The sequence below is a fragment of the Corynebacterium sp. UMB9976 genome (genome assembly GCF_030212265.1).
Lineage (GTDB): Bacteria > Actinomycetota > Actinomycetes > Mycobacteriales > Mycobacteriaceae > Corynebacterium.
In genome coordinates this window covers 1-11,941 of sequence record NZ_JASODY010000010.1, presented here as the reverse complement: position 1 = coordinate 11,941, position 11,941 = coordinate 1, and the positions used below count along the sequence as shown (strand labels likewise).

At 64.9% G+C, this 11,941-nt stretch carries 9 protein-coding genes and 2 tRNA genes; 8 read left to right on the top strand and 3 right to left on the bottom strand.

Annotated elements, in window-relative coordinates; all coding sequences use genetic code 11:
* Window positions 1–182: 182 nt before the first annotated feature.
* Together QP140_RS06045 and QP140_RS06040 are read right to left on the bottom strand one after the other, a co-directional pair.
* Window positions 183–1,697 carry an ABC transporter permease gene (locus tag QP140_RS06045; RefSeq protein ID WP_284758666.1) on the bottom strand — a complete coding sequence of 505 codons (1,515 nt, stop codon included), beginning with the start codon at window positions 1,695–1,697 and terminating at the stop codon, window positions 183–185.
* A gap of 134 nt (window positions 1,698–1,831) precedes the next feature.
* A complete protein-coding gene (locus tag QP140_RS06040) occupies window positions 1,832–2,599 on the bottom strand; it encodes an ABC transporter ATP-binding protein (RefSeq protein ID WP_262370426.1) in 768 nt (255 codons plus the stop codon).
* Between the two features lie 226 nt (window positions 2,600–2,825).
* Here QP140_RS06040 and QP140_RS06035 point away from each other — a divergent pair, with 226 nt between their 5' ends.
* The 4 genes from QP140_RS06035 (at window position 2,826) to QP140_RS06020 (ending at window position 7,420) form a co-directional block, all read left to right on the top strand.
* Window positions 2,826–3,845 carry a 3-isopropylmalate dehydrogenase gene (locus QP140_RS06035; RefSeq protein WP_284758665.1) on the top strand — a complete coding sequence of 340 codons (1,020 nt, stop codon included), beginning with the start codon at window positions 2,826–2,828 and terminating at the stop codon, window positions 3,843–3,845.
* A 137-nt stretch (window positions 3,846–3,982) separates the two neighbouring features.
* Window positions 3,983–5,845, top strand: a complete 1,863-nt coding sequence (locus QP140_RS06030) for a DUF294 nucleotidyltransferase-like domain-containing protein (protein ID WP_284758664.1) — start codon at window positions 3,983–3,985, stop codon at window positions 5,843–5,845.
* Between the two features lie 37 nt (window positions 5,846–5,882).
* Complete coding sequence (locus QP140_RS06025; protein WP_070760825.1) at window positions 5,883–6,602, top strand: exonuclease domain-containing protein; 720 nt, start codon at window positions 5,883–5,885, stop codon at window positions 6,600–6,602.
* A gap of 11 nt (window positions 6,603–6,613) precedes the next feature.
* Window positions 6,614–7,420 carry a fumarylacetoacetate hydrolase family protein gene (locus QP140_RS06020; protein WP_012360016.1) on the top strand — a complete coding sequence of 269 codons (807 nt, stop codon included), beginning with the start codon at window positions 6,614–6,616 and terminating at the stop codon, window positions 7,418–7,420.
* Between the two features lie 54 nt (window positions 7,421–7,474).
* On the opposite strand, the gene QP140_RS06015 is transcribed toward QP140_RS06020, so the two are convergent.
* Window positions 7,475–8,617, bottom strand: coding sequence for an isochorismate synthase (locus tag QP140_RS06015; protein WP_284758663.1), 1,143 nt, complete (start codon window positions 8,615–8,617; stop codon window positions 7,475–7,477).
* Window positions 8,618–8,723: 106 nt separating this feature from the next.
* On the opposite strand from QP140_RS06015, the gene QP140_RS06010 reads away from it, so the two are divergent.
* The 4 genes from QP140_RS06010 (at window position 8,724) to QP140_RS05995 (ending at window position 11,747) form a co-directional block, all read left to right on the top strand.
* Complete coding sequence (locus QP140_RS06010; RefSeq protein WP_284758662.1) at window positions 8,724–9,800, top strand: alpha/beta hydrolase family esterase; 1,077 nt, start codon at window positions 8,724–8,726, stop codon at window positions 9,798–9,800.
* Window positions 9,801–9,947: 147 nt separating this feature from the next.
* The gene (gltX, locus tag QP140_RS06005) at window positions 9,948–11,447 is read left to right on the top strand and encodes a glutamate--tRNA ligase (protein ID WP_284758661.1); all 1,500 of its coding nucleotides are present in this window, start codon (window positions 9,948–9,950) and stop codon (window positions 11,445–11,447) included.
* Window positions 11,448–11,564: 117 nt separating this feature from the next.
* Window positions 11,565–11,636 (top strand) — tRNA-Gln (locus tag QP140_RS06000).
* Between the two features lie 38 nt (window positions 11,637–11,674).
* Window positions 11,675–11,747 (top strand) — tRNA-Glu (locus QP140_RS05995).
* Window positions 11,748–11,941: the final 194 nt, after the last annotated feature.

Here is an 11,941-nt window from a genome sequence, read left to right as displayed (position 1 = left end):
CATCGCCTCCCGCCAACCGGCGGGCAGCGAACGGAGCCAAGGCTCTCTTCAGCAACCGCCCCCGGCGTAGGATTAATGTTCTGCGCCGGGGGCGGTTTGCCATGTGTTGGGCGGGGCCTGCAGGCTTAATCGGCTGGGCGCCGGACACGACGCTGCGGGCGAATGAACCAGGAAAGCCAAGGCTAAACCCAGTTTCGGACCTTCGCGAAGGCCTTGGGCCAACGCTGGGAGGTGTTCTTCACCGCCCAGCGGTAGCCGAAAAGCCCGATAGCTCCGCTGATCAGCACCTGCACCCCGATGCCAATGGCACTAAGCCGGGATGCATCTGCCCAGGAATCGGCGTCGTGGAGGTCGATGACCAGCAGCGCTGTTCCAGGAATGAGCGGCAGGAACAGCCCCAACAGGCCGACGATGGAAAGAATGAACGCGTTGCTGGACGTTCCGGAGCGGTTCTTCATCGGGCTCGTGCCCGGTGCGGCGCTGGGGAAGGGGAAGCGCAATGCGAAAGCGGGACTGAGCCCCAGAGACTGCACCAGGGAACACACGGCGAGCAGGCTGATACCCGCCCAGAGGGGGCGGAAGTTTTCGATGGCCCCAAGCCCGATCACGATGAGGAGGAAAATGGGGCCGATGGCCGTCAGCGAGGCCAACAGGCGGCCAGCGATGAGGTCCTTCGGGCGCACCCCTGAGACCATGTTCACCCAGTTGGAGGGTCCATCCAGGCCGAAGTCATTGCCGTTGATCATCAGCACGCCCTGCGCGACGATGAAGGGCGCGTACCACTGCACCCCAGTGCCCTGGAGCGCGCCAAGGGCGAGAAACATGGCGCCGATCAAAATAAACACCACGGCCTGATAGGAATAACGCACATCGCGGCGCCAATACCGCAGCGTGCGGGAATAGACTGCGTCGCGCGGACCCGCAGTGGCCCACCGCAGCATGACCCCACCGGTGTGCTTCGTGGCCTGATCAGAACTACTGCGGATCGGGTGGGTCAGCTCGAAACGCAGGGCGGTGCGCCAGAGCCACAGGCAACCCAGAATCGTCGCGACGGCAATGAGACCCTGGGCGATCGCCGCGCCGGCGTTGCCTGCGATGGCAGAGGCTGCGGCACCTGCCGCTGCACCAAACGGTGTCCAGCTGAAGATCGTGCCCAGTTCCAGCAGCTTATCCAGGCTTTGTACACCATTGGTGGTGAAATTCAGCCCCATGATGGCGATGAGAAAGAGGAAGGAAAAGACGTAACCCAGGCGCTCCGACCACACGCGGTTCGCCATTGCCGAGCTCAGCGATCCTAAGGCCTCGCCCAGGAGTACGGCGACGATGCCCTGCGCGAGGCAGGCAATGACCCAGAGCGCGGAGAGCAGACCCGCGCCGGATGCAGCACTCGCCTGGATTCCGGCCACGCCGAAGCCAGCCATGATCAGCGAGCAGATGAGGGATAGTAGGGCGCGGGATTGCAGGAACGCCGCGCAGGTCAGCCCGGGAAATAGTTGGCGCTCAGTGACCGGCAGTGTGGCAAACTTCTGCGGGGTCAAGTGGTTTTCCGGGCTGGGCCACACGAACACAATGAGGAGGTAGGCGAGGGCGCCGGCAGCCATGGTCAGCGGTAGCAGACGCACCTCATGTTCTTGCGTGAGCATCGCGTAGCTGAACGCGCCGAGCCCGATGGCACCGGCGATCCCAAAAACAGCCATGAAGATGGCGTTGAAAATGAGGACCCAATCTTTTTTGAAGCTCCGGCGCCACATTGTCAGATGGAGGCGGATCAGGTGCCTGGTCAGTGACTTTTTGGCACGCGCTGGGGCGGGTTGTTGGCGTGGGGAGAGGCTCACTGGGCGTCTCCCTGAGTGCCGAGCCAGCTGAAGGAACCCTGCGATAGGCTGCGGCCGCCCACGAGGGAGACGAAAACCTCGTTGAGGGGTTGGCCCTGGCGGACCTCGTCGATTGTGCCGTCCCGCAGCACCCGACCGTCGGCGATGATCGCCACATGATCACACAGGCCCTCGACCAACTCCATGACGTGCGAACTCATGACGACGGTGCCGCCGGCCGCGACGTAGCGGCGCAGGATGTCCCGAATGACCTGCCCGGAGACCGGGTCGACGGCCTCGAAGGGCTCGTCCAAGATCAGTACTTCCGGGCCGTGGAGCATGGCGCCGGCGAGCAGGATCTTCTTGGTCATGCCCGCGGAGAAGTCCACGATGTACTTACCCTCAGCGCCGGTGAGGTCCATCGCCTCCAGGAGCTCCTCGGTGCGCTGCTCGATGACCTGCGGGTCCATTCCGCGCAGGTGGCCCAAGTAGTCGAGGTATTCCCGGGCGGTGAGCCGGTCGAAGATGGGCAGCCCATCCGCCAACAGCCCGAAGCGCTGCTTCGCTGCCATGACCTGCTCGGCGGAGGCGTGATCCCACATCGGGATGCCACAGATCCAGGCGTTTCCACTGGTGGGTTCCAGCAGCCCGGTCGCGATGGTCAGTGCGGTGGTCTTTCCGGCACCGTTGGGTCCGACGACGCCGTACATGCTGCCCCGGGGGATGCGAAGGTTGAGGTTATCGACGGCGCGGGTGTCGCCGAAGCTTTTGCTCAGTCCGCTCATCGTCAGGGCGGTGGAGTCCACCCCGCTCGCGTCGGAGCGATCGGTGGAGCTGCCGGGGTAGGGGCGGATGTTGTGGGCTTCACTCATGTTTTCAAGCTAACAAAGTGGCCCCGCGTGCCCTGGGATGAGAGCGAATTTCCGCCACGGCCATAGAGATTCTTTTAGCTCTAAGCTGTGAGGTGATACACTCGAAGTGTTCAAATAGTGAGATGAAGGGGTTCATTCTATGAAACTCGCGGTTATTGATGGTGACGGTATCGGCGTCGAGGTCACCGCAGAGGCCTTGAAGGTTCTCAAGGCGGTACGCGACGACGTCGAAACCACGGAATACGACCTCGGCGCCCGGCGCTACCTGCGCAATGGCGAGACGCTGACCGACGCCGACCTGGAGAGCCTCAAGCAGCACGACGCGATCCTGCTGGGCGCGATCGGCGACCCACGCACCGTCCCGGCCGGCGTACTGGAGCGTGGCCTGCTGCTGCTGCTGCGCTTCAAGCTCGACCACGCGGTGAACCTGCGCCCCTCCAAGCTCTACCCGGGGGCGAGCTCGCCGCTGAAGAACCCCGGCGAGATCGACTTCGTGGTCGTCCGCGAGGGCACCGAGGGCCTCTACTGCGGCAACGGCGGTAACCTGCGCGAAGGTACCGACCAGGAGGTCGCGAGCGAGGTTAGCCAGAACACCTGGTTCGGCGTCGAGCGCGTCGTCCGCGACGCCTTCCGTCGCGCCCAGGAGCGCCGTAAGAAGCTGACCTGGGTCCACAAGACCAATGTCCTCGTCAATGCCGGTGGCCTGTGGCAGCGCGCCATCGAGACCATTGGTGAGGAATTCCCGGACGTCGAGGTGGACTACAACCACATCGACGCCGCGACCATCTACATGGTCACCGACCCATCCCGCTACGACGTCATCGTCACCGATAACCTCTTCGGCGACATCCTGACCGACCTGGCGGGTGCGGTCACCGGCGGCATCGGCCTGGCCGCCTCGGGCAATATCGACCCGACCCACAAGAACCCCTCCATGTTCGAGCCGGTGCACGGCTCGGCCCCGGACATCGCCGGGCAGGGGATCGCCGACCCGTGCGCCGCGATCCTCTCCGTGGCCCTGATGCTGCGCCACCTCGGCGATGAGGCCAACGCCGAGAAGATCGAGAAGGCCGTGCTGGACGAGGCTGCTGGCCGGGATGGTTCCCCGATCCGCACCGCCGAGGTCGGCGACCGCATCGCCGCAGCGGTCCAGGCTTAGCCCCACACTCACTCCAGCTCGCCCGCCCGGGTTTTCCGCATGTGAAGACCCGGGCTCCGTCATGTTTGGGCGCGTCGGTGAGAAACACTTCGGTGGTTTGGCGCCCAAACCTAGGTCCGAATGGGTAGGTTGAGGCCATGAATGCGCCAGTCAGCGTCGAAGTCGAGGAGATCCGTAGCTTCCTCGCCGCCCACGAGCCCTTCTCCCGGCTTCCCGAACCCGCACTGAACGCCCTCGCCGCGGGAACCCAGATCGGCTACGCCCGCAAAGGCGAGGTCCTCATCCGCCACGGGGAGGTCAACGACGAGCTCGGCGTGATCCGCTCCGGGGCCGTGGACGTCATCGATGAGGACGGCATCCTCCTGGACCGCCGGGATATCGGCCAGACCTTTGGCTACTCCACCCTCGTTGCCGAGCCCGAATCCCACTATCAGATGGAGGCTGTGGAGGATAGCCTCATCATCTACATCTCGCGGGAGACCTTCGCCCCGCTCGCAGAAGAGTTCGCCGACTTCCTGCGCTACTTCTCCAGCCTCTCCGAGCGCATCCGGCTCGCAGCGGAACAGACCCGCAGCAACACCAGCTCTGAGGTGCTGCGCACCCCGCTGGGGGCGTTTGCTATCACCGATCCCGCCGCCACGACCTCACAGACCACGCTGCGGGACGCCGCGATCAGCATGGGGGAGCACAACGTCAGCTCGCTGCTGGTCATCGACGACCGCGAGCTGCGCGGCATCATCACCGACCGCGACATGAGACGCTCCGTCGCCGCGGAGATCAGCGGGGACTCGCCGGTCGCCGAGGCCATGACCGCCAACCCCATTTCCCTGGGGTCGGATGCGCTCGTCTTCGAGGCCATGCTGCTCATGGCGGAGCGCGGGATCCACCACATCCCGGTCGTCGACGACGGCAGGGTTGCGGGCATCATCGCCGCGGCCGACATCATGCGCCTCATGCAGTCAGACCCGCTTTATCTTTCCGGCCAGCTCGCGCGCCAGAGCACGCCGGAGGAGCTGGCCGAGACCTATCGCTCCGCCAAATCCGTGGCCATCCGCTTCTTGGAGCGCGGGGCCAGTTCTGAGGAGGCCCAGCGGCTGCTCACCGTGGCCACCGACGCGCTGACCAGGCGGCTTCTCACGCTCGCTGAGGAGGAACTGGGCCCAGCCCCTGTGCCCTTCGCCTTCGCCGTACTGGGCTCCCAGGGGCGCCGTGAGATGGGGACAGCCAGCGACCAGGACAACGCCCTGGTCATCTCCGATGAATACCAGCCCGAGGCGCACGGCGAGTACTTCCGCCTCCTCGGCGAGATGGTCTGCCAGGGTCTGGCCACCGCCGGGCAGCCGCTGTGCCCCGGCGACATGATGGCTTCCAACCCGCAGTGGCGGATGACGGTCAGCCAATGGCGGGCGACCTTCCACCACTGGATCACTGCCCCCGAGCCCGACGCCCTGTTGCACGCGCAGACCTTCTTCGACATGCGGGCCGTCGGCGGCGGGGAGGAGATGGTCGATGAGATCCACGACTACGCAACTGCTGCGGCCAACCAGGCACCCCGGCTGCACGCGCACCTCGCCGCTCTCGCGGTACGCCGGGAACCCCCGCTCGGGGTTTTCCGCGGCCTGATCCTGGGGCGGCGCGGCGAGCACGCGCACACCCTTGACATCAAGAAGGGCGGGCTGGCCGCCGTCGTGCAGATCGCGCGCCTGCACGCGATTCTGAGCGGCAGTCACGAGCTCTCCACCCGGTCCCGGCTGGCCGCGGCGGCGGGGGAGTCGCTCAGCCGATCGGCCGCGGCAGACCTCACCGATGCTTTCGATTTCCTGTCTTCCATCAGCCTTCACCACCAGGCGAAGCAGGACGCGGCAGGGGAGGCGCCGGACTACCGGGTCGACCCGGGGGAGCTCAAGAAGATGGAGCGGGAGCACCTGCGGGATGCCTTCCAGATCATCAAGAAGGCCCAGTCGGGGCTCTCGGTGCGTTTCCCCGTGCGCAGCGTGTAGTGCAGCAACGAGCGAGAGGATTATTAAAGGAGTAGCGATGGCGAAGTGGTGGCAGGCCCCCTGGCTGGGTACTTCCTGGCGTACCCGCAAGGCGACGGGCGCCCTGGCGGAGTACTACGACGTCCCCCGCGCCAAGGTGGACCAGCCCATCGGAGAGGCCCCACTGCTGGCCGTGGACGTCGAAACCACCGGCCTGGATCCAAAGAAGGACCTCATCCTCTCCATCGGTTGGGTGCCCATGACTGGCGGGCGTATCACCCCGGCCGAGGCGGACTACGCGGTGATCCACCACGAACCGGAGGCCCTGGAGCGCGTACCCGCCGGCATGGAATCGGCGAAGATCCATGGCATCACCCACACGGACATCGAGGCAGGGGAGCCGCTGCGCGACGTGTTGAGCAGGTTGCTGTTGGCGCTCCGGGGCCGGGCGATGGTCGTGCATTTTTCGCCCATCGAGACCCAGTTCCTAGGGCAAGCGTGCAGGCAACACTTCGGTTCGGGTCTTTCCGTCCCGGTCATCGACACCTTCGCCATCGAACGCCGGTACTTCGAGCGCATGGCGACCTACCCGCGCGGTGAGGATCTGCGGCTACCACGGGTGCGGGAACGCTACGGGCTACCGCACTACGGTTCCCACAACGCGCTCAGCGACGCGCTGGCCTGCGGGGAGCTGCTGCTCGCGATGCTGAAACACGAAAGAAATAATCTTTCGATAACAAGTACCCTAAGCGACATCATTGAGCGCACAGCCAGGTAGGGTTGGTACCTATGCGTATCGCCCGAATTGCTCACCCAGAAGGAATGACATTCGCGGTGCTTGAGGGTGGCCAGCCGGACGGCACCGGCGCCACCTGCCGCGAAATCGCTAATCACCCATTCGGCGAGCCGGAGTTCACCGGCAAGTCGTGGCCGATCGAGGAGGTTCGGCTGCTCGCACCGATCCTTCCCAGCAAGATCGTTGCCGTGGGCCGCAACTATGCCGACCACGTCAAGGAGGTCTTCAAGCAGGGCGCGGAGCACCTCCCACCGACCATCTTCCTGAAGCCCCCGACAGCCGTCGTCGGCCCCGAAGCCCCGATCCGCATCCCGGAGTGGGCCACCCGCGTGGAGTTCGAGGGCGAGCTCGCCATCGTGATCGGGCGACCGTGCAAGGACGTCAACCGCAACAACTGGAAGGACGTCGTCCTGGGCTTCACCATCGTCAACGACGTCAGCTCCCGCGACTTGCAGTTCGCCGACGGCCAGTGGTCTCGGGCTAAGGGCCTGGACAGCTTCTGCCCGCTGGGCCCATGGATCGAGACGAACGTCGACGGGATCGACATCGACAGCCTGCCCATCAAGGCGCACCTGACCCACGACGGGAAGACCGAGACCAAGCAGGACTCGAATTCTAACCAGATGATCAAGGACATCCCGGAGATCGTCGAGTGGGTGTCCTCCGCGTTCACCCTGCTGCCGGGCGATGTGATCTGCACCGGTTCTCCGGCCGGAACCGCGGAGATGGTGCCGGGAGACCGCATTGCGGTGGAAATCCCAGGCCTGGGAACGCTGGCCAACCCGGTTCAGGCGTATTAGAAGATACGGAGTCGGCGGCCTCGGGGGAGGTTCGCCGCGCCGTGGGGGCGGGGGTTAGACGTTTCGCATGCTGGCGGGGACGTTGAGCGCGCGCAGCGCGGTTTGCAGCTTGGCGGTGGTTTCCTCCGCCTCCTCGTGGGGATCGGAGTCGGCGACGATCCCGCCACCGGCCCACACACGCGCAGAATCCCCCTCCACGCAGGCGCAACGGATGGCGACCATCCACTCGCCGTCGCCGTCCGCATCACACCAGCCCACGGCGCCGGCATAGAACTCGCGGGGATCCTCCACGGACTCGATGATCCCCACCGCCTCGTCGGTGGGGGTGCCACCGATCGCCGGGGTTGGGTGCAGCATCAGGGCAAGGTCAAGAGCGGAGTAGTCCGCGTCAGCCAGAGTGCCGACGATCGGGGTTCCCAGGTGAATCATCTCGGTGGTCTCGTGAATGAGGGGCTCGGCAGGGATGTCGAGTTCCGAGCACAGCGGCTCCAAGATCCTGCGGTAGTGCTCCACCACAAGAGCGTGCTCGACGAGGTTCTTTTCGCTGGAGCGCAGCTCTTCGGCGGTCGCATCGTCGCGCTCTGCAATGCCCGTGCGCGGCGCTGAACCCGCCAGCGGGAAAGCTCGAACCGTCCTGCCCTTCCGGGAGACCAACATCTCGGGGGAGGAGCCCACGAACATCGCCCCCTGGTCCTCCTTGCGTCCGGTCGCGGACAGGTCCACAGCGTAGCCGTCACGGTTGGCGGAAAGATCGATGAAGCGGGCGGCGACGAGCAGCGGGTCGATGGTATCCGCGAAGTACACGTCCGCTACGCGGGCCAGAACCACCTTCTTCAGGCTGGTCCGGCGGATGGTCTGAATCGCCGCGGCGACGCGGGCCTGGTGCTCTTCCTTCGTTGTCGCGACGGTGACCTCGACCGCCTCGAGGGACTCGGCGGCCTCTCGTCCCCGGAAGTATGCGGGCGGCTCGAGCGGGCCGTCGAAGGTGACGATCTTCTCCGGCTCCATGAGCGCGGCGCGAAAACCAGTGTTGAAAGGAATCGCGCCGACCAGCAGCTCAGCGGTGCCCTCACGCAAGGCAGTGCTGGCCTCGAAAGGGTCCGGGAACGTGGCCTTACGCCCCTGAGTCCGAATGCTGTGATGTGGTCGTGACAGCAAAAAGTCCGGAGCGGTCACCGGCCTTTTGTCTGAATCCATACCCGCCAGTCTACCGACCACCCCCGCGGGCTCCTCGATGGCCACCTCATGGGCCAGTTTTCGGCGCAGCTAGGTTTCCTGAGGGGCCATAGAGTACATTTGCCGCATGAACTTTCTTCCCCACCTGTCTCAGCGCGCCGGTGAGCCCGCTGAGCAGCAGACCCGCCAGTCCGGAGAATCCCGCGGAATGATCCGCCGCGGCCTGACCGGAGCACTCGCCGCAGCAGCAGCCCTCTCCCTCTCTTTCGTTCCGCAGGGATTCCCCGAAGCCCAGGCTCAGTCCTCCATGGGCAGCCTCAGCTCCTCCGCAGGCGACCTGGAGGACCTCGCCGGCATCATCAACGGCATCGTCGGCGGCTTGGAAAACGGTGGCGGGGGCGGGGCGGGTACCGCCCCGAACAATAACGCCAACCTGAGCGAGCGGACCTTCAGCGTCAACGGCAAGACCCGCAAGGCGATCGTCAAGATGCCGAAGTCCGGCCTGCGGAGCAACCTGCCGGTCGTGTTCATGTTCGGCGGTTGGCAGCACGACGCGAACAAGGCCCGCAGCTACGCCGGCCTGGAGAACACCGCAGCCGGTGACTCTGCGATCATCGTGTACCCGGAGCCGGTTCGTAGCACCTTCAAGGGTGAGACCTACCCGGCCTGGGGCGGGGCCCCGTACGCCACCAACACCAGCCGCGGTGCCGACGTGGCCTTCGTCCGCCAGATCGTCAACACCCTGGTCCGCGAGGGCAAGGCAGACCGCAACCGCGTCTACGCCACCGGGCTATCCAACGGCGGCGCCATGGCCCTCGGCCTCGGCTGCGCGGCACCCGACCTGGTCAAGGGCGTCGTGGGTGTGTCTGGCGCGTACTACACTCCGACGGTGAGCAACTGTGTGAATGCCTCGGTGCCGACCATGATCATCCACGGCACGGGCGACGACATCGTGAACTACAACGGCGGTTCCCGTCACGGTGCAACCTACCTCTCCATCAACCAGGTGCACCGTCAGTTCGCTGCCCGGAACAAGTGCGACCTCTCCAAGGCGCCGAGTGCCTCCACGAACGGCAACATCACGACCTACCGCTACAGCGGCTGCGCCGCGACGACCGTGCTGAAGAAGGTCGCAGGTGGCGAGCACACCTGGTACCCGAGCCGTCCAGATGCTGCGCAGGAGTCCTGGAACTTCTTCAAGTAATTCATGTGCTACGCGCGGGAAAATAACCCGCGCCCGCCCCGGGGTGTGCGATGCACAGCCCGGGGGTTTGCGCTCTCAGGGCGGATCCTGTGGTTCGGCCCCGGCGCTCGATCTTGCGACGGGGCAGCGCGGGTAGGATAAGAGCCCATGAGTGAAGTTCGCGTACGTTTTTGTCCATCGCCCACCGGCACCCCGCACGTCGGCATGGTGCGCACCGCGCTGTTTAACTGGGCTTATGCTCGCCACACCGGCGGCAAGCTGATCTTCCGCATCGAGGATACGGATGCTCAGCGCGATACCGAGGAGTCCTACCAGGCCATCATCGACTCCCTGAAGTGGCTCGGCCTCGACTGGGACGAGGGGATCGAGACCGGCGGCCCGCACGAGCCCTACCGCCAGTCCCAGCGCATGGATATCTATGCCGAGGTCCTGGAGAAGCTGAAGGCCGCCGGCGAGGTCTACCCGGCGTACTCCACCCCGGAAGAGGTCGAGGAGCGCCACAAGGCCGCTGGCCGCGACCCGAAGCTGGGCTACGACAACTACGACCGCGACCTCACCGAGGAGCAGATCGCTGCGTTTGAGGCGGAGGGCCGCAAGCCAGTCTGGCGCCTGAAGATGGACCACGACCGCCGCTACACCTGGACCGACCTGGTCCGCGGGGAGATGGACGTCGACGGCAAGACGATGCCGGACTTCGTCGTCGCCCGCTCCAATGGGCAGCCGCTCTACACCCTCGTCAACCCGCTGGACGACGCGCTGATGGGCATCACCCACGTGCTGCGTGGCGAGGACCTGCTGCCGTCGACCCCGCGCCAGATCGCGCTCTACGAGGCGCTGATCCGCATCGGCGTGGCCAAGGAAGTACCCACCTTCGCGCACCTCCCGTTCGTCACGGGGGAGGGCAACCGCAAGCTGAGTAAGCGCGACCCGGAGTCGAACCTCTTCAACCACCGCGACGCCGGTGTGATCCCGGAGGGCATGCTCAACTACCTCTCGCTGCTCGGCTGGTCGCTGTCCGCCGACGAGGACATCTTCACGATGTCCCAGCTGATCGAGAACTTCGACATCGCCGACGTGAAGCCGAATCCAGCACGCTTCGATCACAAGAAGATGGAGGCCATCAACGCCGACCACATCCGCATGCTGGATCTGGCGGACTTCACGCAGCGGCTGCGCACCTACCTGGAGGAGTTCAAGGACTGGCCGGCGGACTACCCGGCGGAAAAGTTCGCCTTCGCCGCCGAGCTGGTGCAGACCCGCATCAAGGTGCTGGGTGACGCCGACGGCCTGCTGCGCTTCCTGCTGACCAAGGACGAGGACCTTGAGTTGGAGCCGAAGGCGGCACGCAAGAATCTCAAGGAGGCCGCGAAGGAGCCGCTGGCTGCGGCGATCGAGGAGCTCGAAGCTATCGCGGAGGAGGACTTCCGCACCGAGGCGATCGAGAATGCCCTGTCCACCCGACTGATCGAGCAGATGGAGCTCAAGCCGCGCGTGGCCTACGGTGCGCTGCGCGTCTCGATCTGTGGTCAGGCCGTGTCCCCGCCGCTGTTCGAGTCCATGGAGCTGCTGGGCAAGGCCTCCACGCTGGCCCGCCTGCGCGCTGGGCTGGAGCAGACCCCATTCCAAGCTGAACAGCCTGCGAACTAGGGTTTAAAAATAGGCGACGACCTGCCAATTTGTGTGTGACGATGGCTTCTGGCTATAGTAGTCATCGTTGCACAGCGCAGGGCTCCTCAAGAAGGAGATGCTCGCAGTGTTAACGATTGGCCTATGGTGTAATTGGCAACACTACGGTTTCTGGTACCGTCATTCTAGGTTCGAGTCCTGGTAGGCCAGCAGCGAAGATTAACTTTAAGTTTCTCTCGCGTCCTAATGCCCCGTTCGTCTAGCGGCCTAGGACGCCGCCCTCTCACGGCGGTAACACGGGTTCAAATCCCGTACGGGGTACAAATTAGCAGCCTCACCGGTTTTCCGGTGAGGCTGTTTTGTTTTTCTGCGCAGTCCCATGCCTGATGGTGGGTTAAGTAGCAAAAAGTGTGTCTGCCCGGCGTGTCGCCGGGTGGACCCTTTTTATCTCATGGGCCCTTTCCGGATTCCTATGTTGTGTTGGTATTCGGTTGGGATAGCGTTGTCGTAGAAGG